Origin of the sequence: Rudanella lutea DSM 19387, assembly GCF_000383955.1 — a bacterium.
GTDB lineage: Bacteria > Bacteroidota > Bacteroidia > Cytophagales > Spirosomataceae > Rudanella > Rudanella lutea.
Map to the genome: position 1 here is coordinate 3,714,968 of NZ_KB913013.1, position 21,420 is coordinate 3,736,387.

The 21,420-nt window shown below is 53.3% G+C and carries 15 protein-coding genes and 1 tRNA gene; 5 read left to right on the forward strand and 11 right to left on the reverse strand.

Annotated features, from left to right (window positions below; translation table 11 throughout):
* Positions 1 to 95 precede the first annotated feature (95 nt).
* Entirely contained in the window at positions 96 to 2,198 is a 2,103-nt protein-coding gene (locus RUDLU_RS0115355; RefSeq protein WP_019989288.1) for a SurA N-terminal domain-containing protein, read from the forward strand.
* Positions 2,199 to 2,332: 134 nt separating this feature from the next.
* On the opposite strand, the gene rdgB is transcribed toward RUDLU_RS0115355, so the two are convergent.
* The 4 genes from rdgB to RUDLU_RS0115375 all read right to left on the reverse strand — a co-directional run bounded on the left by rdgB (position 2,333) and on the right by RUDLU_RS0115375 (position 6,035).
* Complete coding sequence (gene rdgB / locus RUDLU_RS0115360) at positions 2,333 to 2,905, reverse strand: RdgB/HAM1 family non-canonical purine NTP pyrophosphatase (protein ID WP_019989289.1); 573 nt, start codon at positions 2,903 to 2,905, stop codon at positions 2,333 to 2,335.
* Between the two features lie 62 nt (positions 2,906 to 2,967).
* The gene (locus RUDLU_RS0115365; protein ID WP_019989290.1) at positions 2,968 to 3,912 is read right to left on the reverse strand and encodes an FKBP-type peptidyl-prolyl cis-trans isomerase; all 945 of its coding nucleotides are present in this window, start codon (positions 3,910 to 3,912) and stop codon (positions 2,968 to 2,970) included.
* A gap of 178 nt (positions 3,913 to 4,090) precedes the next feature.
* Entirely contained in the window at positions 4,091 to 4,966 is an 876-nt protein-coding gene (locus RUDLU_RS0115370; RefSeq protein ID WP_019989291.1) for an FKBP-type peptidyl-prolyl cis-trans isomerase, read from the reverse strand.
* Positions 4,967 to 5,018: 52 nt separating this feature from the next.
* Positions 5,019 to 6,035: a DHH family phosphoesterase gene (locus tag RUDLU_RS0115375; RefSeq protein ID WP_019989292.1), complete on the reverse strand. Its 1,017-nt coding sequence runs from the start codon at positions 6,033 to 6,035 to the stop codon at positions 5,019 to 5,021.
* 347 nt (positions 6,036 to 6,382) lie between these two features.
* On the opposite strand from RUDLU_RS0115375, the gene RUDLU_RS0115380 reads away from it, so the two are divergent.
* Positions 6,383 to 6,802: a nucleoside-diphosphate kinase gene (locus RUDLU_RS0115380; protein WP_019989293.1), complete on the forward strand. Its 420-nt coding sequence runs from the start codon at positions 6,383 to 6,385 to the stop codon at positions 6,800 to 6,802.
* 79 nt (positions 6,803 to 6,881) lie between these two features.
* On the opposite strand, the gene RUDLU_RS0115385 is transcribed toward RUDLU_RS0115380, so the two are convergent.
* On the reverse strand, positions 6,882 to 7,379 hold the full coding sequence (locus RUDLU_RS0115385; RefSeq protein ID WP_019989294.1) for a rhodanese-like domain-containing protein: 498 nt from the start codon (positions 7,377 to 7,379) through the stop codon (positions 6,882 to 6,884).
* 267 nt (positions 7,380 to 7,646) lie between these two features.
* On the opposite strand from RUDLU_RS0115385, the gene RUDLU_RS0115390 reads away from it, so the two are divergent.
* Positions 7,647 to 10,703, forward strand: coding sequence for a serine hydrolase domain-containing protein (locus RUDLU_RS0115390; protein WP_027303095.1), 3,057 nt, complete (start codon positions 7,647 to 7,649; stop codon positions 10,701 to 10,703).
* A 223-nt stretch (positions 10,704 to 10,926) separates the two neighbouring features.
* Here RUDLU_RS0115390 and RUDLU_RS0115395 read toward each other — a convergent pair.
* From RUDLU_RS0115395 to RUDLU_RS0115420, 6 genes are all read right to left on the reverse strand, one after another.
* Positions 10,927 to 11,000, reverse strand: a tRNA-Pro gene (locus RUDLU_RS0115395).
* A 109-nt stretch (positions 11,001 to 11,109) separates the two neighbouring features.
* On the reverse strand, positions 11,110 to 13,680 hold the full coding sequence (locus RUDLU_RS0115400) for a zinc-dependent metalloprotease (protein ID WP_044129500.1): 2,571 nt from the start codon (positions 13,678 to 13,680) through the stop codon (positions 11,110 to 11,112).
* Positions 13,681 to 13,786: 106 nt separating this feature from the next.
* A complete protein-coding gene (locus RUDLU_RS0115405; protein ID WP_019989297.1) occupies positions 13,787 to 16,186 on the reverse strand; it encodes a M1 family metallopeptidase in 2,400 nt (799 codons plus the stop codon).
* Between the two features lie 27 nt (positions 16,187 to 16,213).
* Positions 16,214 to 18,613, reverse strand: coding sequence for a M1 family metallopeptidase (locus tag RUDLU_RS0115410; RefSeq protein WP_027303096.1), 2,400 nt, complete (start codon positions 18,611 to 18,613; stop codon positions 16,214 to 16,216).
* Positions 18,614 to 18,662: 49 nt separating this feature from the next.
* Positions 18,663 to 19,274: a HupE/UreJ family protein gene (locus tag RUDLU_RS0115415; protein WP_019989299.1), complete on the reverse strand. Its 612-nt coding sequence runs from the start codon at positions 19,272 to 19,274 to the stop codon at positions 18,663 to 18,665.
* Between the two features lie 120 nt (positions 19,275 to 19,394).
* Positions 19,395 to 20,651: an NADH-quinone oxidoreductase subunit D gene (locus tag RUDLU_RS0115420; RefSeq protein WP_019989300.1), complete on the reverse strand. Its 1,257-nt coding sequence runs from the start codon at positions 20,649 to 20,651 to the stop codon at positions 19,395 to 19,397.
* A gap of 212 nt (positions 20,652 to 20,863) precedes the next feature.
* On the opposite strand from RUDLU_RS0115420, the gene rpmG reads away from it, so the two are divergent.
* A complete protein-coding gene (gene rpmG, locus RUDLU_RS0115425) occupies positions 20,864 to 21,046 on the forward strand; it encodes a 50S ribosomal protein L33 (protein WP_044129502.1) in 183 nt (60 codons plus the stop codon).
* 79 nt (positions 21,047 to 21,125) lie between these two features.
* Entirely contained in the window at positions 21,126 to 21,281 is a 156-nt protein-coding gene (locus RUDLU_RS29305; RefSeq protein ID WP_019989302.1) for a DUF4295 domain-containing protein, read from the forward strand.
* Positions 21,282 to 21,420: the final 139 nt, after the last annotated feature.

Genomic DNA, 21,420 nt, shown 5'->3' on the forward strand with positions numbered 1-21,420 from the left:
AATTAGTTCAAGTCTGGGAGTGACCTTAGCGAAGCTCTTGTTTCCCAGTGGGGAAAATTGTTATTTTGCGGGTCTAAATTTCGTGTAAACCGGACATGTCGTTAATTAACAAAATCAGAGAACGATCTGGAATTGCCGTTGGTGTGATTGCCATCAGCTTGCTGCTGTTCATTGTGGGGGGAGATTTGCTGGGCGGACAGAACACGCTCTTCGGCGGAAATAATCAGAAAGTTGGCGAGATAGCCGGCGAAGATATTGACTATCAAGATTTTAATTTAAAGGTCGACGAACTCCGCGCTCAATTTGAGCAGCAGGCTGGCCGCGCACCCGGCGAAGCCGATATGGCACAGATTCGGGAGCAGGCCTGGAATCAGCTGATTTTTGACATCGCCTACCAGAAAGAATTCGACAAGCTGGGCCTGAAAGTGTCGCCCGAAGAACTCGTCGACATGGTGCAGGGTACCAACATCAGCCCACAGGTTCGTCAGGCATTTACCAACCCGCAGACAGGTGTTTTCGACAAAAATCAGATCATCAACTATCTGAAAGGTCTGCGTAACCTGCCACCCCAACAGCAGGCTGCCTGGGCTAACTTCGAGAAAAACCTGAGCCAGGATCGGCTCCGGGAGAAGTACGAAAACCTGATGCGTTTGTCGGCCTTTGCTACGACAGCCGAGGCTCAGAAAGAATATCAGGCGCAAAACAGCAAGGCCGACGTGAAGTTCCTGTTCGTGCCTTACTATGCTATCAACGATACAACCGTGAAGGTGTCGGATTCGCAACTGAGCGACTACCTGAGCAAGCACAAAGACGAGTATCCCGGTGCTGATACGCGTTCGCTGCAGTACGTAACGTTCTCGGTGGCTCCGTCGAAAGAAGACAGCGCTACGCTGTATAACGAAATCAAGAGCCTCGCTCGTGGTTTGGGCGCTGCCAAAAGCGATTCGTCGTTTGCACAGATCAACAGCGATGTACGGGTGCCGCTTTACATGACACTCGGCGAAATGCCTGAGCAGCTGCAACAAGCGGTGAGCACGTTCTCGCCGGGTGGAATCTACGGTCCCTTCCGCGAAGGCAACACCTACTTCATTTACAAGTTTGGCGGTACCAAGCGCGACACGAGCTACACGGTTCGCGCCAGCCATATTCTGATTCGGACTGGTGCCGATTCGTTGCAGGCTGAGCAGAAAGCAAATGACCTGTTGAAGCAAATTCAGGGTGGTGCCAGCTTCGAAGCACTGGCGCAAGCCAATAGCGCCGATGGTTCGGCACAGAATGGTGGTGACCTGGGCTACTTCAAAAACAACGGCCAAATGGTGAAGCCGTTTGAGAAGGCCATCTTCGATTTCAACGGCGAAGGCTTGATTCCCCGCGTTGTGAAAACCGATTTTGGCTATCACATCATCAAAATCACCGAACCCAAAACCAACCTGCTGTACCGCATTGCCGGTATTGGCAAAACGATTACAGCCAGTCAGATCACCCGCGACGAAGCCCTGCGCAAAGCCGATCAGTTTGCATCAGAAGCGAACACGCGTGCTGAGTTTGAGGCTAAGGTGAAAGAAGACAAATCGCTGGTGGTAGCTACTGCCGAGCGGATTCCGGAAGGTGCTAACAACGTAAACGCCCTGACCGAAGCACGTCAGCTGGTGCGTTGGGCATTCGACGATAAGAATGATGTCGGTGATGTGTCGGAGCCGTTTGAAGTGGGCGACCAGTATGTGGTGGCTGTGCTGACAGGCAAAACCGAGAAAGACAACGTGAAAGCCGACGATTACAAGCAGGAACTGACGGCCAAGGTTCGGAATGAATTGAAAGCCGAGCAGATCATTGCAAAACTGGGCAGCGCCAGTGGTTCACTGGAGTCGATTGCTCAGAAATACGGTGCCGGTGCGCTGGTTGAAACCGCCACCGACATTAACCTGGCTACTGGTTTCCTCCGCAGTGCCGGTGTTGATCCGGTTGCTCTGGGCAAAGCCTTCGGTCTGAAGCCGGGTAAGCGCTCTAAGCCGTTTGCTGGCGAAGCCGGTGTGCTGATCATGGAAACCACGAAGCTGACGCCGGCCGGTACTGTTGCCGACTATGCACAGTACAAAAACCTGATTCAGCAAAACTCAGCTTCACGCACGAGCTTCTACATCAATGAGGCCATTAAAGAGGCTTCTAAAGTAGAAGACCGCCGGGCTAAGTTCTTTTAAGAGTACGCACTACCAAGAAGCGAAAGCGCCCCTCGTCAGCAATGACGTTGGGGCGTTTTTGTTTGGGGCTCCTTTAGAGATGACATCTCGTTTGGAGAGATGTCATCTCTAAAGGAGGGATAGAGTGTTCAGCTCTAATCCCGAAGAAACTCTACCAACTGCCGCACTGCCTTGGCCCGGTGGCTTAGGGTATTTTTTACGTCCATGCCCAGCTCACCAAATGTTTGCTCGTACCCTTCGGGAATAAAGATGGGGTCATATCCAAAGCCCCCCGAACCATGGGGCTCGGTTGCGATTTGACCCTCTACGATACCTTCAAACTGGTGCTCCTCGTCACCTTTTACAAGGGTAATCACTGCCCGGAAGCGGGCCCGGCGGTTTGCTACACCCTCCATTTTTTGCAACAGAAAGGCGTTGTTTTTGGCGTGGTCGCGGCTACCGGAGTAATACGCCGTATCGACGCCGGGCTCACCGTTGAGCGCATCGACCTCAAGCCCCGAATCGTCGGCGAAACAGTCAATCTGGAAATGGTCGGCCACGTAGCGGGCTTTCTGTCGAGAGTTACCCGGTATCGTGCCGGTCGTTTCGGGGAGTTCGTCGGTACAGCCTATTTCGGCCAGCGTCAGAATCTGAAACGCCCCACCCAGGGCGTGGGCCACCTCCTCAATTTTATGGGCGTTGTTGGTAGCGAAGCAAAGTGATTTCATGGTACAAAAAAAGCCGTTCGGCTGAAAAGCGAACGGCTACGCGTTACGATTTTTGGGAAAGTCTATTGAACGCTGGTAATCTCCACATCGAATACCAGCGATGCGTAGGGGCGTATAGTAGCTCCGGAACCCGTGATTCCGTAGCCCAGAGCTGATGGGAAGATCAAGCGCGCTTTCTCGCCTTTACGAAGTTTGGCGAGGCCCTGATCGAAGCCCGGTACTACCTGATTGGCGCCAATCTGTACCGAAATAGTGTTTGTACCGGTTGGATTGTTGGCAGGGTCAAACACAACACCATTCAGCAGAGAACCCCGGTACGATACGCCCACGGTTTTACCCGTGGTAACCTGCACAGAATCGGGGCGGGCCTGGGTCACAACTACCCGTAACCCGTTCGTTTCTGAGAACGTAGGCGTCAGTTTATTGGCGGTCAGATATTCCTGAATCTGCTGTTCTTCCGTTCGTACATTCACAATGCGCACGTCGTACCGAATGGGCAGATATTGCGGCAGCAGCAGCGTGTTGGGTCGGCCGTTGTCCAGGTTAAATGGAACGAGCAGCATGGCCGACTCGCCCTTGCGTAGCCCTAACCGGTTGGTACCCGATACAACAGGGCCACTGTTTACAATGCCATCGTACAAACCAGCCGAAATAAGTGCCTGATTGAAATAACCACGGGTCAGAACGCGTGGAATGTTGGCGGCTACATCGCTGCTGTCGACAATAAGGCCATCGAATCGGCGGGCGGTATAGTGGTACTGAATTTCGTCTCCAACGCCCGCTGTTTGCCCGGTTGGGTTGGTCGTTGTGATGATGTAGGTGGTACCGGCGTCGGTGGTGCGAGCCTGTCCGGTCAAATTGTTTTGGGCTACGTACTGCGCAATTTCTGCTTCGTTTTCGCGTCGTTTCCGATCACGCAGAGCCTCGCCGGGTTCGGTGCAGCTACTCAGACCTACGACGCCAAGGCAGCCGACAATAAGCCAGTTTTTCCAGGATACTCGATTCATGCTACTTCAAGGGATAAATGTTCGCGCAGGAACACTTTGAATAACGCGTTTTAACGGGTTTTGGTGTCGGTTTGAGCCGTCCCAATGCCTGTTAAAAAAGCTTAACGGATAGCTTGGCTGTAGAAACAAACAGCACGCCAGGCAATTGGTGGGCGTGCTGTTTGTACCAACGAAAGGCTTAAGGCTGCTGTGGGTTTTTGCGGATATCGATCAGGTTCACGTCGAAAACCAGCACGGCATTGGCCGGAATCACCGGGGGTGAACCCTGTGCGCCATAGGCCATCGTCGACGGAATGATGAGGGTTGCTTTTTCGCCTTTGTGCAGTTTCAGCATGGCGTCGTCCCAGCCCGGAATCACCTGCCCTACACCGATGGGCAGTTCGATGGGCTGCTTACCTACCGACGAGTCGAAGGTTTTACCGTCGAGCAGTTTACCCGTGTAATCAACCTTGATCAGGTCGCCCCGGTTGGGTACCGGACCGCTGCCGGGCTGCGTAATCACGTAGTACACGCCCTGCTCGGTTTTCTGGGCTTTACCAGCCAAACCGTTCTTAGCGAGGTAATCGGCAATAATTTTATCGTCAACACCTTTTTGCTTGCTCGCTGCGGTCGTTTCAGCTTTGCGGTATTCTTCCTCGCTCTGTACTTCGAGTACCTTCACGTTGAAGGTGATATCGGAGCCCTTGGTAACACCCGGAGGCATGGCCTGCATAGCCCGGCCAAACAGCGAATCGGCACTTACGTAGAACGTAGCGCTATCGCCTTTTGAGAGCATGGCCAGTCCTTCTTCAAACGAACCTTTGAACGGCGGTACCTGCAGCATCAGTTTCAGCGGAGCGGGTTCTTTGTGCGTATCGCGCAGAACGGAGTCTTTGCTGTTTTTTAGCTGAAGCTGGATGGTCATGATATCGCCCACCTTCGCCTTGCGGCTTTCTTCGTTGTCTTCGTGAAGCTGGTATTTCAGGCCAGTCTCGCTGACCTCGACGCGGTTGCGTCCGCAAGCGGCCATCGCGGCTACGAGGAGCGCTGCTGTTGCCAGACGGTTAAAAAGCATGTTTTGGAGTTAATTAATGTAAAATGAATACTGATTATGAAGAACAGAGGTACTAAACGGTTTCGGCCAGTTGCTGTTGGTAGCGCGGTACCACGCTCAGCAGCCAGTCTTCAGTTTCGGCCAGTGACAACCGCGACCGGCCACCGGCCGCATTCCGATGCCCACCCCCGTTGAAATGGGTGCTCGCCAGTTCGCGTACCGAAAACTCACCGACCGAGCGGAATGAGATCCGAATCTCTTCGCCCCGGTCAATCAGAATAGCCGCCATAACGACCCCTTCCACCGAAAGGGCGTAGTTGACCAGCCCCTCAGTGTCGCCGGTTTTGGAACGGAACCGCTTCAGTTCCTCGGCACTCAGGGTGATGTAGGCAAACTTGTATTCGGGCACAACCACCAGCTTTTCGTTGAGCACATACCCAAGCATGCGGAGCTTATCGAGCGATGTGTTGTCGTAAATACGCCGGTGAATGCTGCTCACATCGATGCGGAGGTCGAGCAGATCGGCGGCCATACGGTGTACATCGCCGGTGGTGCTACCGTGCCGAAAGGAGCCGGTATCGGTCATCAAACCGGCGTACAGGCACTCGGCCATCGGCACATCAATCATGTCTTTATGCCCCAGCCCAACAATCAGGCGGAAAATCAACTGAGCCGTGGCGGCTGCTGTAGGGTCCCAAAGGCCGAGATCGGCAAATGATTCGGGCTCGAGGTGGTGATCGATCAGGATTTTACGACCGCGGGCCTGCCGGATCAGGGCGCCCAGTTCGCGGATACGGTCGAGGCTGGAAAAATCGAGGCAGAAAAGCAGGTCGGCTTCGTCGACCAACTGGGTGACGGCCGTGCGTACACGCTCCTCAAAAACAACCACATCGCTGTTGCCGGCTAACCAATGCAAACTTTGGGGATAATCGGTAGGGGTAACGACGGTAACGCGGTGCCCCCGTTTTTTGAGGTAGGCCGCTAATCCGAGCGAGGAGCCCATGGCGTCCGCGTCGGGGTTTTGGTGTGTCGTAATCAGAATTGTTTGCGGGTGCTGAAGCAACTCGCCAATGGCATCGAGATCTTGCATGAGTGGTCGGCAGCATTTGCCGAAAAATCAAGCCACAAAGGTACAAATTATTTGAACATCAGGTTTCGGATATTGGCGGGTCTGGTGTAGGACAAGTTCATTAGGGCGGGTTTTTCAAAAAAAGTCTCTTGACAGGATTACAGGATAAACAGGATTTATTCAGGCCCAGAAAATCCTGTTTATCCTGTAATCCTCCGGGTGGCCGGGCGGTCAGAAGAAGAAACCTTACCTACTCCCTACCCGGAGTAGGTAAAGCACGCTGTTTCAGGGGCAATATCGAGTAACTGGCACCCGAAATGGAAATTCGTCGCTACCTTTGCGCAAAATTTTATTTGGTACACTTCCCAATGATTACGAATCGTACATTCACCATGATTAAGCCCGACGCCGTTGAGGCTGGGCATACAGGGGCCATCATCAAAATGATTGAAGAAGCCGGTTTCCGCATCGTCGCCATGAAAAAGACGAAGATGAGCAGCGAGCGGGCGGGCCAATTCTACGAAGTTCACAGTGAGCGGCCTTTCTACGCATCGCTGTGCGAGTACATGTCGTCGGGGGCTATTGTACCGATGATTCTGGAGAAAGAAAATGCCGTAGCCGACTTCCGGAAACTGATCGGTGCTACAAACCCGGCCAATGCCGAAGAAGGCACCATTCGGAAGCTGTATGCCAAGTCGATCGAAGCAAACGCCATCCATGGCTCTGACTCCGACGAAAACGCGCAGATCGAAGGGAACTTCTTTTTCTCGCGTACGGAGCAGTTTTAAGTAATTTAGTATCGGCTATCAGACGTCCAGGCACACAAGGGTTTGGGGGCTGATAGCCGATACTGGCTGTGCTTAGGTTTTAGTAAACCTTCTCGCCCCGCTTAAGCCACACGCCCCACGGCCGCGAGTACGCATGGACGAGCTTGGTGGGCTTACCCGTATGGTCGACAACCGGGTTGCCCTGATTCACCCATTCGAACAGGCTACCGTATAGGTTATGAACCCGCTCATAACCAGCGGCTTTTAGTTTGTCGCCGATTTTATCGCTCCGATATCCCACCGAACAGTACGTCACGATGTTGGCCGTTTTGGGGATGCCTTTGAGCCGCTCGAAGCTGAAATCATCGTAGCCAACCCAACGGGCGTTGGGCAGATGACTCACATCGTACTCCTTTTTTTCGCGGGTATCGAGCAAAACCACGTCTTTCATGGCTTTCAACTCCGTCACGGTAACCGTCGGTACGGTGCTATTGCCATACAGCGTATGAAGCAAAGCCCGGTACGCCTGGCTGGCAGGTTGGGCCATAGCCGAAGAGAACAGACAACAGGATAAAAACGTAAGGAAACCCAGTTTCATAAGGAGTTAATTACACGGTTGGTATAACGTAAGGCCGATGTGCCGGATTATCGGAACCGCCTGATTATGCTTATGTTATAGACGTTCAGGAGGGGGTAATTTGTACAAAAGTAAGAATGGCTTATCAGTATCCCGTAAAATTTACGTTAAAAACATACCCTGAGCAGGTAATCAGTAGTGTCTGACGGGTACATTGACTAATTTTATGGATTCGTATGACGAGAAATACATTTTTGATGGATTGAACCTACTACCTGATAGTGAACGATGGGGAAGAACGTGCGAATTGGATTATCTGTAGTTTGTCTGCTACTTGTTGGTTTACTGAGCGCTGCGGCTTTGACAACGCCAGCCAAACGACTCGTATCAACCCTACGGCGTTCGGCGGTCGTTAAGAAACCCGTTGTCTCTAAACCTAAGGGCAAGGATCATACGTTTCCGGCGACTCGGCCGGTCGAAGTGCTGGCTCCTGTAGACAGCAGTGCCGAAAAATGGATCGACAGCGTGTTTACAACCATGACGCCTGAGCAAAAAGTAGGGCAGTTTTTCATGGTGGCCACGTTCTCAAACCGGCACGCCAATCATTATCAGTACATTGAACACCTGATTCAGAACTACCACATCGGTGGACTGATCTTCTTTCAGGGCGGCCCGCACCGGCAGGCTCTACTGACCAATCGGTATCAGTCTCTCTCCAAAATCCCGATGCTCGTTGGGATCGACGGTGAATGGGGGCTGGGTATGCGGCTCGACAGTGCCATGGATTTTCCCAAGCAGATGGCTTTGGGCGCTCTGCGCGATGATCGGCTGGTGTACCGGATGGGCGATGAAATTGGCCGCCAATGCCGCCGATTGGGTATTCATATCAACTTTGCCCCCGTTTCCGACGTCAACAGCAACCCGGCAAATCCCGTTATTGGCAATCGTTCGTTCGGCGAATCGAAAGAGAACGTAGCCCGTAAGGCATCGGCCTATATGAGGGGTCTCCAAAGCAACCGAATTATTGCCACGGCTAAGCATTTTCCCGGTCATGGCGACACAAATCTCGATTCGCACCACACTCTGCCGGTTATCAGCCGTTCGGCCGAGCAGTTACACAACATAGATCTGTACCCGTTCCGTCGGCTTATTGCTGATAGTTTGATGGGCGTCGTGACGGGGCATTTGCATGTTCCGGTTGTCGACAATCGCCCGGCTATCGCGGCCACGTTGTCGGATAAGGTAGTGACCGAACTACTCAAAAAAGAACTGGGTTTTCGGGGGCTGGTTTTCACCGACGCCATGAACATGGGCGGTATCAGCCGGGCCGGTCGTCCGGTTGATGTGAATCTGAAAGCCTTGATTGCGGGCAACGACATCCTGCTTTACCCCGAAAATATCAAGGAAGCAACGGCGGCTATTCTGAATGCGGTTCAAACCGGGCAGATTTCGCAGGAGTTGATCGATGAAAAAGTGCGTAAGATTCTGCGGGCCAAGTATTGGGCTGGTTTGAATAATTACAAGCCCATTTCGATGGTCAATCTGGAGCAGGACCTCAACTCGCCCGAGGCTCAGGCTCTGAAACAGGAGCTTTGCAACGCAACGGTGACGGTGGTTGAAAACAATAACGATCTGTTGCCGATTGCCCGCCTTGATACAGCCCGCATTGCTTCGATTGCGATTGGTGCCGAATGGAACAACACCTTCCAGAAAACGCTGGCTCAGTACGCGCCAATCAAGAAAATTACGTATCCCGACAAAGTAGCGACCGACGCGGAGGTTAACGAGATTCTGGCTTCGGTAGGGGACGCCAATGTGGTGATCATGAGCTTTCACCGCATGAGCGAATCGGCATACCGTAAGTTTGGGGTAACCAAGGCCTCGCTCGACTTGATTAACCGCCTGAAGCAGTGTGGCACCAAAGTAGTCGTGACGGCGTTTGGATCGGCTTATAGCTTAAATCAGTTCACGGCGGCCGACGCCCTGATCTGCGGTTATCAGGATTTTGATGAGATGCAGCGGGCTACGGCTCAGGTAATTTTTGGTGGTCTCGGCGCGGAGGGTGTAATGCCCGTATCGACAGGAAACTGGAAGATAGGCTACGGCAAAACGGTTGTTCCGGCTGGCCGGCTGGCGTACGGTACCCCCGAGAGTGTGGGCATGAATGCCACCAAGCTGAAACAGATTGACCAGCTGATGCAAACAGCACTGGCGGGTAAGGTGGTGCCCGGAAGTCAGATTATTGTGGCCCGCAAAGGCAAGATTGTGTACGAGAAGTATTTTGGGAAGCTGACGTACGCGGGTACTGAGAAGGTGACCGGCGAAACCCTGTACGATCTGGCCTCGTTGACGAAGGTACTGAGCACGCTACAGGCAGCCATGCTCCTGCACGACCGGAAGCAGCTGGATATTACCCAAAAGGCATCGGTGTACCTGCCGGAGTTACGAGGTACCAATAAGCAAAATATTGTTATTCAGGATCTGCTCTGGCATCAGTCGGGTATGGTGTCGTATTACCCTACGACCTGGGACCGCACCCGCCTGCCGGGTGGGGGACTAAAACCAACTCTGTACAGTGCTACTCCCGATAGTGCGTACACGTTGCAGGTCGCCCCGAATCTTTGGGCCCGTACGTCGTTGAAAGATTCAGTGTGGAAGTGGGTGGTACAGTCGCCTATGTCCAAAAAGATTGACGATGGACGCCCGGCTTATGTGTACAGTGATTTGAATTTCCTGATGTTGCAGAAAATTGTGGAGCGTATTACTAAACAGCCCCTCGATCAGTTTGTAGAGCAGGAAATTTACAAACCATTGGGCCTTGTCTCAATCGGATTTACGCCCCTACAGCGGTTTGCCAACCCGCGTTGTGCACCCACCGAAAATGATACCTATTACCGAAATACCTTGCTGATTGGTACGGTACATGACCAGATGGCCGCCGTACAGGGTGGCGTGTCTGGGCATGCGGGGCTGTTTGGCAACGCTCGTGATGTGGCTGCCTTGTTGCAGATGAATTTGCAGCGGGGCGAGTACGGAGGCTATCGGGTACTGCAACCCAATACGGTGCCTTACTTCTCGCAAACAGTAAGCCCCCGTAGCCATCGGTCGCTTGGCTGGGATCGTCCCAATCCCGAAACCAGCAGTGTGTATGTAGCCGAGCAGGCTTCTGAGCGCTCGTTTGGGCACACGGGATTCACCGGTAACGTGGTGTGGGTTGATCCAAATGAGGAGCTGGTTTTTGTGTTTCTATCAAACCGAATTCACCCCACGGCGGCTAATACGTCCATCAATACGACCAAATTGCGTCGGAAAATCCACGAAGTGATTTATAGCGCGATCGAGTAAACGCAATATCGAAGGAAGGCCATTTTAGCCCCGGTAGCAGCTTAGATTGTTATCGGGGCTGATTGTTTGGCAGGTTTTCGTAAAAAGAGCCTGAATGAGACCTACGGGATTCGAACGGCAGCGGCCGACCGTCCACGACCTCTTTCCTCCATGCAAGCACGCTACCAGACTACGAATTCACAAAAAAACCGCCTGATCTGAGAGAAAAGGCGGTTTTTGACTGTCGGGAAGGCGGGATTCGAACCCACGACCTCTTGCACCCCATGCAAGCACGCTACCGGACTGCGCTACATCCCGAATTGTTTTGCAAAGATAAGAGGATAAAGATTACGGTACAATGGGGAAGGACGAAAAAGCGTGATAGTTATCTTTGGCGTACCGTAATCTTTATCCTCAGTAGCGTTTGTTATTTTTTCTCCGCAAGCTCAGTGATCGGCCGGCTTGGGTCCAGAGCGCGGTTGATTCGTACCAGCACATCGTCGAGGTGGTAGCGGCTCATTTTATCCGGCTGGCCTGGTAGTGCCGAACGAATATCGCTCTGTAACTGTACCAGATAGGCCCTCGTTACCGACATGATATCGGACTTCTGCACGTCGGTGTACGGGCCGGGGTTGAACGAGTATCCCTGCCCCTGGAAACCGGCTGGCCGTGTAGATGCGGGTGGGTTCGTCAGCATACCGATCAGTTTTTCGACATACACCTTTTGCAGGTTCCGACGATAAGTATCGATAGGCTTCTTGGTGCTCAGTTCACTCCAGATGCCTGTTTGCACATCATCGTAGAATTCGTCGAGGCTATACGACTCGCTTCGGCTGCTGTTTTCGATCAGACGGCTCAGGCGACCCACATCAAACAGGCTGTTGAGCGTGTTTTCCTGTAACGTTCGGATGTAATCGACACCCTGGTCGGGCCGAACGAGCGGCATAATTTTCGCGTCGAGCAGCCAGGTAGGCGTTTCAAACAGTTGCTTGTTCAGGAAGGCCACCGCGTCTTTCTGCAGGTTTTTCGGGGTCGGTTCGTACACCATACCCTGCTGATCGTAGGTCTTTGGCGTTTCGTAGATGCCGCCAACATACTTGGTTACGTGCCCCATGTACCGCCGGAACTGCCCGGCAATTTCGCCATACATCTCCTGGAGCTTGTCGAAATCTTCGGCCTCTTCGCGGGTCCACTGCGGCAGGTTAGGCATAATCCGCTTCAGGTTGCGGATACCGTAATCGCTGGCCAGCATGGCATTGTCGCCGAGGTCTTCGCTTTGCGAGCGGGGGTCCATCGGGTTAGTCTCGGTGCCAAACCAGTATTTTGGGTCCGACTCGTGCTGCTTTACCCACTGGTTCAGCACTAGTTTGTCTTCTTCCGCCGATTTAGTATCGTAAATAGGCTTATAACCCCACTCGATAGCCCAAATGTCGTACAGGCCAATTCGCGGAAAAAGATCCGTGACGCCATCTTCGGGCTGGGCTACATAGTTGAACCGGGCATAGTCCATAATGGAAGGCGTGTGTCCAAACTGTTTGATGTAGTTTTTGTCGCGCAGCTTCTCAACCGGCGTCGCGTGGCTCGATCCGAAGTTGTGCCGCAGTCCCAGCGTATGCCCTACCTCATGTGACGATACGAACCGGACTAATTGACCCATCAGCTCATCGTCGAACTTAGGCTTACGGGCACGGGCATCGACAGCCGCGCCCTGAACCATATACCATTTGCGGAGCAGGTTCATCACGTTATGATACCAGCCGATGTGGCTTTCGATGATTTCGCCCGTCCGGGGATCATGCACGTTGGGGCCGTAAGCATTCTCGATATCCGAAGCAAAGTACCGGATTACCGAATAGCGGGCGTCTTCAAGGCTCATCGTTGAGTCTTTTTCATTCCAGTCTTTGGCCATAATCGCGTTTTTCCAGCCTGCTTTCTCGAACGCTACCTGCCAGTCGTCGACCCCCTGTTTCAGATACTTCCGCCATTTGATGGGCGTAGCAGGGTCGATGTAGTACACAATCGGTTTTTTGGGCTCGATCAGCTGCCCCCGTTTCTGCCGGTCGGCATCGGCGGCCGACTTGGGCTCCAGTCGCCAGCGCACTGCAAACGTCTCTTTCTCGGTGCGCTGCGAGCCGTCGTCGTAAACGGTGTATCCGTTGGCAAAAAAGCCCACGCGACTGTCGAAGAAGCGCTTCCGCATCCGGTTTTGGGGTAGCAGAATCATTGAGGTGTTAATCTCCATTGTTACGGCTCCGGCGGCCGATGCCGCCGGTAGCTGGGTGGAGGTCACGGGTCCTGGTGTAGCAGGGGCTGGGCTTACGTTGTACGTTTTTACGGTCCGGACCTCCGTATTGATCGGATAGGAGCGGATGCGCTGAATAAACGAACGGTCGGTGGCGGGGGTGGTAAGCCGATAGCGCGTTTTGGTGGCCGGGTCCAGCGAAACCACCTGATTGTCGGACTTAAAGAAATCCGTTACTTCAATCACCACCGACGTGTCTTTGCGAATCGCCCGGATGTCGAACGAGGCTGTGATTGGCTCCATGTTGGAGTTGCGAACGGCCTGATAAATCGGCTGGAGGGTATCGGCTCCGACGTTGAGGTAGCTGACTACCCGCAGAAACAACTTCTTTTCGGGGCCGCGCTCCCACCGGAGTACCTGCCGGTTGGCAATTTCGCCACCATAACCTGCACCCGTCGGGGCCTTCGAAATCCGTGTGATGGCCATGAACTCCCGGCCAATGAGCGAGTCGGGAATCTCGAAGAAAAACTTGTCTTCGACCCGATGGCTGGTAAATAACCCCCGGCTGGTTTGGGCCGCGGCCGTGATGACCTCTTTGTACGGTTTAGGGCCGCTGGCCTCTTTTTTGCCGGCACCCGCTGCCGAAGTAGACGCCGTTGTGGTGGTGGTCGGCGAGGTGGGTTGCTGGGCCTGAGCAGACACCGAAACCAGCAAGGCACCCATCAGGATGCCCAAGTAAGCTAAACGTTTGTTCATGAATGTAGGGATGAATGGTATCAGGAACTATAAAGAGCGAACGCCTGAGCGTATCGGAAGGAAGTACCGTCCGTGCTCAGGCGTCAGCAGTCATTAGCTGTGCATATTAGTTGCGCCCGGTACCCTGCCTTGCGGGAGCTGCGCCCTGACCCGCCTGTTGCCGCTGTTGCTGCATCGGGTTAGGCTGCGGGGTAAAGCCACCCTGGCGCTGCCGGAATAACTGGAACCGGGTAGGCGTTGATACCCGTGGGAACGAGTTATTTTCGGCGTCGATATCCGCAATCTCCTGGAATGGGTCGAGCGTCCACTGCGTCACCTTTTTGTTGGTGGCAATCACTTTCTTGATCTGCACATCGTTGAAGCGCCAGATTTCGGCCGGGAAGCGGGCCACCGAGTCGGTGCCGTCCTCGAACTGCATCCGGATAATCACCGGCATTGGCAATCCTCCTTTGTTTTTGAGCGAAAGCGTGTAGTAGTTCATCGTGCTGCTATTCTCAACCGTTTTGCGCTCTTCGGGGGTAAGACTTGCCAGATAATCCTGGTAGCGTTTCTTGTCCTGCTCCGTTACAGCGTATGGGTCATAGCTATTGTAGAAATCCTTCATGGTGCTGTCCTGCGCCACGACGGTGTTTCCTTTATCGGCCGCATCGCGTTGCTTGCTAATGGTGTTGTTGCGCCGTTGCGCGGCTTCGCGGGCGAGTGCCTTATTGACTTCGGGGTTCTGATTGTCGGCCTGGAACCAATCAACTTCAACCAAATCCTGATCCACGGGCTGTACGCCATAGAACCAGCCTTTCCAGAACCAGTCGAGGTCAACGCCCGAAGCATCTTCCATCGTCCGGAAGAAATCGGCCGGGGTTGGCGACTTGAACTTCCAGCGGTTTGCATACTCTTTGAAAGCATAGTCGAACAACTCGCGGCCCATTACCGTTTCGCGCAGGATGTTGAGCGCCGTGGCGGGTTTGGCGTATGCATTAGGACCGAGCAAAATCACGTTCTCGCCCGACGTCATAATGGGCACCAGCATGTTCTTGTCCATCTTCATGTAATCGACAATGTCGCGTGGTTCGCCCCGGCGGCTTGGCCAGTTGTAGTCCCATTCTTTCTCGGCCAGATACTGGCAGAATGTATTCAGCCCTTCGTCCATCCAGGTCCACTGCCGCTCATCGGAGTTCACGATCATCGGGAAGAAGTTGTGCCCAACTTCGTGGATGATTACGCCAATCATGCCGTATTTCGTCTGCTCTGAGTATGTGCCATCCGCTTCTGGCCGACCACCATTGAACGAAATCATGGGGTATTCCATACCGCCACCCGCTACTGAGTGTACCGAAATAGCCACAGGGTAAGGGTACTCAAACGTGCGCTTGCCGTACGACCGCAGGGTGTGCTCAACCGCGCGTGTCGAGTATTTTTCCCAAAGAGGATTGCCTTCTTTTGGGTAGTACGACATACTCCAGATCTTACGACCGTTCCCGTACACATCGGTCTGCATGGCGTCCCAGATGTATTTGCGCGATGAGGCAAAGGCAAAGTCGCGAACGTTGTCGGCTTTGTAGATCCAGGTCTTCGTTGCCGTTGCCTTATTTTTCTCAGCGGCTTCGGCCTCGGCCTGGGTCACAATCACCACAGGGGTCTTGGCATTTTTGGCTTGGTTCAGCCGCTGCATCTGCGTTGGCGTAAGTACCTGATTGTAGTTTTGGCATTCGCCCGAGGCAGCCACAACATGGTCGGCCGGCACGGTAATGGCTACCTTGTAATTGCCGAAGATCAACGTAAACTCCGACCCGCCCAGAAACTGCTTATTCTGCCAGCCGTTTATGTCGTCGTACTTACACAGGCGCGGAAACCAGTGCGCGATGTTGTAGTTGTAGTTGCCATCTTTCGGGAAAAACTCGTAGCCTGAGCGACCGTAGTATTCCGTCACGTAGTAATTCCAATCTACGCCAAACTGCACCGACTTGCCGGGCGCCAAAGGCGTCGGCAGCTCAATCCGCATCATGGTTTGGTTGATGGTGTATTTCAGGGGCTTGCGCGCTTTATCGTACACCGCCGTGATATTATAGCCATACTTATCAGAAGGCTGATTCTGGCTACGCTCACGCACAGAGTTGAGGTTGCTCAACTGGCTGATGCTCATACCCTGCTCGCTGATACCGCCCGTACGGGTCAGGCTGGCCGTAGAGCCCTTGGCAAACAGGTTCTGATCGAGTTGAAGCCAAATGTACGTCAGCACGTCCGGCGAGTTGTTATAATACGTTACCATCTCCGAGCCGGTAATTTTCTGGTTGGCATCGTCGAGGGTGACCTTAATATCGTAATCAGCGCGGTTCTCGAAGTAATCCTTACCCGGTGCCCCCGACGACGTCCGGAACGTGTTGGGCGTAGGTAGGGCGGGTCCCAGCTGTTCAAAGCGATCGTTGGCGCTGAAGCTCGATGGGGCCTGCTGGGCCAGCAGCGAACCCGACCAAAGCATCAGACAGATACTCAAAAGCTTTTTCTTCATGGTTTGTTGGTTAGTTAAATTCAGGTGTTAGTTGCGACCGGTTCCCTGTCGGGCGGGGGCGGGTGCCCCGTTCAATTGCTGACGCTGTTGCTGCATCGGGTTTGGGGCCGAAGCGCCCGCTCCGCGCTGTTGCTTAAACAGTTGGAACCGAGTTGGCTGCTGCGGTGCCGGTGGGAAACTGTTGTCTTCCGTGTTGATATCGGCAATTTCGCTGAAGGGGTCCAGTGTCCATTGCTTCACTTTCTTGTTCGTGGTGATGATCTTTTTGATCTGCACATCGTTGAAGCGCCAGATTTCGGCCGGGAAGCGGGCAATCGAGTCGGTGCCGTCCTCGAACTCCATCCGAACAATCACGGGCATCGGCAGTCCGCCTTTGTTTTGCAGCGAAAGCGTGTAGTAGTTGGTGTTGCCCTCGGCCAGCTTACGCTCTTCGGGGGTAAGACTTGCCAGATAATCCTGGTAGCGTTTCTTGTCCTGTTCGGTTACGGCGTAGGGGTCGTAGGTGTTATAGAAATCCTTCATGGTGCTGTCCTGCGCCACTACGGTATTTCCTTTATCGGCTGCATCGCGTTGCTTGCTGATGGTGTTGTTACGCCGTTGGGCTGCTTCACGGGCTTCACCTTTCGTAATCTCCGGGTTCTGGCTGGCTGGCTGAAACCAGTCGACTTTCGTCAGAGCCTGATCCACGGGCTGTACGCTGTAAAACCAACCTTTCCAGAACCAGTCGAGGTCAACGCCCGAGGCATCTTCCATCGTCCGGAAGAAATCGGCTGGCGTGGGTGACTTGAACATCCACCGGCGTGAGTACTCTTTAAACGCATAGTCGAAGAGCTCACGACCCATGATCGTTTCGCGCAGAATGTTCAGGCCCGTGGCGGGTTTGCTGTATGCATTGGGGCCAAACGTATTCGGCGGAATATTGTCGGAGCTGGCCATAATGGGCACCTGCTGCGATGGGTTCAGGCGCATGTAATCGGTAATGTATTGGGGCTCGATACCGTGGGCTGGGAAATCGGGGTCCCACTCCAGACAGGCTAAGCCTTCCAGAAAGCTGTTCAGGCCTTCGTCCATCCATGACCATTGACGCTCGTCGGAGTTCACGATCATCGGGAAGAAGTTGTGGCCAACCTCGTGGATGACCACCAGAATCAGGAAGTTTTTGGTGCCCTGTGAATACGTACCATCGGGCTCGGGGCGGGCACCGTTGAAGCAAATCATGGGGTATTCCATACCGCCCACCGGGCCGTGTACCGAGTAGGCTACTGGATAAGGATAGCCAAACGTACGTTTTGAGTACGAGCGTAGCGTGTGGGCCACCAGCCGAGTTGAGTATTGGCCCCAGAGTGGGTTAGCTTCTTTTGGGTAAAGCGACATAGCCCATACCCGTTTGCCTTCGACGTTGGGATTCAGAGCATCCCAGACAAACTTGCGCGATGAGGCAAAGGCAAAATCACGTACGTTGTTTGCTTTGTAGATCCAGGTTTTTTTGCCTGTGGGCTTGCCTTTTTCAGCCGCTTCGGCCTCGGCTTGCGTCACGATCAGAACCGGATTTTCGCCCGGCTTGTCGCCTTTACCTTTCGCGTTGTTCCAACGGGCCAGCTGCGTAGGTGTCAGCACCTGCGACGGGTTTTGCAGCTCACCCGTAGCGCCCACAACGTGGTCGTTGGGTACGGTGAGGGCAACTTTGTAGTTACCGAAAATGAGGGTAAACTCGCCCTGTCCCAGAAACTGCTTGTTCTGCCAGCCGTTCGCGTCGTCGTAAGCGCACATACGCGGGAACCACTGAGCGATTTCGTAGACGTAGTTGCCGTCTTTTGGGAAGTACTCGTAGCCTGACCGGGCTCCGGTCGATTTTGCGTCTACAATGTTGAAGTTCCAGTCGATACCAAACTGCACCGATTTGCCGGGTGCCACCGGGGCGGGCAGGTCGATGCGCATCATGGTCTGATTGATGGTGTACTTCAACGGCTTGCCGGCCGCATCGCGTACCGACGTGATATTGTAGCCGTAATTTTTGGTGCGCAGGGATGCGCTGGGGTCAAGCTGCGAAGCCGATGCCCCACGCTCGGCATTGATGCTGTTGGTACGGGCCGTGTTGCCGATCGCTTCGGGCCGAAACAGATTCTGGTCGAGCTGAACCCACAGGTAGGTGAGAGCGTCGGTCGAGTTGTTGAAATACGTGATGGTTTCCGAACCCGTGATGCGCTGGTTAGCGTCGTCGAGTTCTGCCTTGATGTCGTAGTCGGCGCGGTTCTGGAAGTAATCTTTACCCGGTGCTCCCGATGAGCTTCGGAACGTGTTGGGGGTTGGGAGCATGGGCCCCAGTTGCTCAAATCGCGTGTTGGCGCTGTACGTAGAGGGGGGCGTTTGAGCGTTGACGAAGGAGATACTGGCGGCCAAAAGCCATAGCCAGAAGTAGTTTCTCATGAAAGGTAAGATTAAACAAAGAATATTCCGTAAAACTACGAAAAAGTGACTATTCACCGGCTACCAGCGGGTTATTCAAAATTAATGAAAGGGCCATTCCGGCCACAATTCCTGATATAATGAGTGTCCAGGAGTGTCGGCGTGCGCCCAATTGCTCAATAGCGAGCCAGGCAACGGTCAGAATGAGCAGTACAATCAGAAGTTGCCCCAGTTCAAGGCCAATGTTGAAGGCGAGTAACGGTTGCCAAATAGACGACTCGCGGCCGAGCAGACTACGGAGATAATTGGAGAAACCCAGCCCGTGAATTAAGCCAAAAACAGCCGCCAGTATGTACCGGGGCCAGGGGCGGTTAGCGCGGTTCCGGGTGCGGAACCGGTTGGTTTTATCTTCCTGAAAAAAGTTGACAATCGCCGTAATCAGAATGGTAATCGGGATGAGTAGTTCGATAACATCGGTACGATACTCAACCAGTCGTAACGTAGCCAGCGCCAGCGTAATGGAGTGCCCAACGGTGAAGGCCGTGACCAGAATCAGGACCTGTCGCCATTCGCGTAGGGTGTAGATGGCACAGAGTGCAATAACAAAGAGAATGTGGTCATAGCCGCTTGGGTCAGTAATATGATCGAAACCTAACCCGAGGTAGATGAAGAAGTCAGACATATTTTCAGTGAGCAGTGAACAACTTACAGTGAACAGATACCAACGAACACGAACAACTGGCAGTGTTCTTAGTGCAAAGATGCTCGGTTTTTACAACTGTTCGTTGCTCACTGTTGGCTGTTATCTGTCCAGTTCTCCCATCACAATATCAATCGAGCCCAGAATGGCAACGAGGTCGGCGATCATGGCCCCTTTACTGATTTCGGGAAGGACCGACAGGTTGTGAAACGAGCAGGCCCGGCACTTGCACCGTACCGGAATGTCGGAGCGGCCGTCGGTTCGGAAAAAGAAGCCCAACTCACCTTTGGCACTTTCGCCCCGCACGTACACATCCATGGCTTTGGGCCGGATTTTTTTTGGCAATATGGCGTGTGGGTCGAAGTCGCGGGTGCGTTTGTGGGGGCCCGTGAGTTGATCGAGGCATTGGCTTATGATACGGAGCGACTCGCGGCACTCCCGAATCCGGATGTAGTTGCGGTCCCAGCAGTCGCCCACGGTGCCCACCTGCCCGGTACCAATCGGAATCTCAAAGTCGAGTTCGGGATATACCGAGTACCCATCCACCCGGCGAAGATCGTACCGTAGGCCCGACCCCCGCAGTACTGGGCCGGTGCAACCGTAGTTGATGGCCACCGCCAGGGGCAACACGCCCACTCCCGCTGTGCGCTTCACAAAAATCTCGTTGTCGCTCACAAGCTGCTCCAGTTCGGTGAGCTTTGGTACCAAATAGGTAACCAGCTCGCGGCAACGTTCTTCAAATCCCACGGGCAAGTCGTAAAACAGACCGCCAATCCAGATGTAATTGTAGAGCATTCGCGCCCCACTCACCCACTCGAGCATGCGCTGAATATGCTCGCGGTCGCGCATGTAGTACAGAAAGGGCGTGTAGGCACCAATGTCGATGGCGTACGTGCCAATAGCCACAAAGTGCGAAGCAATCCGGTTCAGCTCAGCTACCAGTACCCGGATGTACTCAATCCGTTTAGGTATATCGCCCTGAATGCCAAGCATTTTTTCCACGCCCATCACAAACACATGCTCGGAGTTCATCGCAGCCAGGTAATCGAGCCGATCGACAAACGGAATCGTTTGATTAAACGGGAGCGACTGGGCATGCTTTTCAAAGCATCGATGCAGATAGCCCATATGTGGTACCGTGTCGACAATAATTTCGCCATCGGTAACTACTTCAAGCCGCAATACGCCGTGGGTTGAGGGGTGTTGCGGCCCCATGTTCAGAATCATCTGCCCCTCGGCCAGGTCTTCGGGCCGGTAGAAGTTGGTTTCCGAATCGAGCAGATAGGTATCCGCTGAGGTCGATTGGGTCTTAATCAGGCCTGCACCGGGGGTATAATCAAGCGTTTGTGTCGTCGTCATGGGCAGCACAAAGGTAGTGGTCGTCGATTGTAATGGGGTAACAGGAGTTGCCCTAAAACAGTGTCAATAGGGCGCGAAATGACTTTTTCGGCGTAAAATGTTCAGAAGCTGTGGATAACTTATTAAAAGTCATCACATTTTCGGGTTGCGTTTTGTCCGAATCTTAAAAGTTTCTTACCTTTGCGCTCCTGTTGAGAAAATAGATCATAGCGATGGCTAAGAAAGGCAATAGAATTCAGGTTATTTTGGAGTGCACCGAGCAAAAAGACTCTGGTGTTCCAGGCATGTCGCGGTACATTACTACGAAAAACCGCAAGAATACGCCGAGCCGTATCGAGCGTAAGAAATACAACCCATTTCTGAAGCGTGTAACGCTCCACAAAGAAATTAAATAAGTGTTTAAGGTTTATAGTTTGTAGTTCTCCCCGGAGAAACTTCTGAACTATAAACCATAAACTATAAACTTTTCCAACGATGGCAAAGAAGGTAGTTGCAACCCTGAAAACGAAGGACAACGGTAAGGCATTCGCCAAGATTATCAAAGCCGTTAAGTCGCCAAAAACTGGCGCCTACACCTTTAAGGAAGAAATGGTCCCGGTGGACGAGGTGCAGAATGCGCTGAAAGCTTAGTCGCTTTTTAGCCATCGGCATCCACACACTCACGAAAGTCCCCCAGAGGGACTTTTTTTGTTTTAGCTTTGTTGAAAAAGTAGCAGTCCCGCGTTCAATCGGTTGAACGGCGTGTTCGGCCGAGAACGCCGACTATCCG

Coding starts and splice junctions, on each gene's coding strand:
- RUDLU_RS0115410 (WP_027303096.1), bottom strand. CDS start 18,613: ATGAGAAACTACTTCTGGCTATGGCTTTTGGCCGCCAGTATCTCCTTC.
- rpmG (WP_044129502.1), top strand. CDS start 20,864: ATGGCTAAGAAAGGCAATAGAATTCAGGTTATTTTGGAGTGCACCGAG.
- rdgB (WP_019989289.1), bottom strand. CDS start 2,905: ATGAAATCACTTTGCTTCGCTACCAACAACGCCCATAAAATTGAGGAG.
- RUDLU_RS0115375 (WP_019989292.1), bottom strand. CDS start 6,035: ATGCAAGATCTCGATGCCATTGGCGAGTTGCTTCAGCACCCGCAAACA.
- RUDLU_RS0115420 (WP_019989300.1), bottom strand. CDS start 20,651: ATGACGACGACACAAACGCTTGATTATACCCCCGGTGCAGGCCTGATT.
- RUDLU_RS0115365 (WP_019989290.1), bottom strand. CDS start 3,912: ATGAATCGAGTATCCTGGAAAAACTGGCTTATTGTCGGCTGCCTTGGC.
- RUDLU_RS0115405 (WP_019989297.1), bottom strand. CDS start 16,186: ATGAAGAAAAAGCTTTTGAGTATCTGTCTGATGCTTTGGTCGGGTTCG.
- RUDLU_RS0115355 (WP_019989288.1), top strand. CDS start 96: ATGTCGTTAATTAACAAAATCAGAGAACGATCTGGAATTGCCGTTGGT.
- RUDLU_RS0115400 (WP_044129500.1), bottom strand. CDS start 13,680: ATGAACAAACGTTTAGCTTACTTGGGCATCCTGATGGGTGCCTTGCTG.
- RUDLU_RS0115385 (WP_019989294.1), bottom strand. CDS start 7,379: ATGAAACTGGGTTTCCTTACGTTTTTATCCTGTTGTCTGTTCTCTTCG.
- RUDLU_RS0115370 (WP_019989291.1), bottom strand. CDS start 4,966: ATGCTTTTTAACCGTCTGGCAACAGCAGCGCTCCTCGTAGCCGCGATG.
- RUDLU_RS0115390 (WP_027303095.1), top strand. CDS start 7,647: ATGGGGAAGAACGTGCGAATTGGATTATCTGTAGTTTGTCTGCTACTT.
- RUDLU_RS0115415 (WP_019989299.1), bottom strand. CDS start 19,274: ATGTCTGACTTCTTCATCTACCTCGGGTTAGGTTTCGATCATATTACT.
- RUDLU_RS29305 (WP_019989302.1), top strand. CDS start 21,126: ATGGCAAAGAAGGTAGTTGCAACCCTGAAAACGAAGGACAACGGTAAG.
- RUDLU_RS0115380 (WP_019989293.1), top strand. CDS start 6,383: ATGATTACGAATCGTACATTCACCATGATTAAGCCCGACGCCGTTGAG.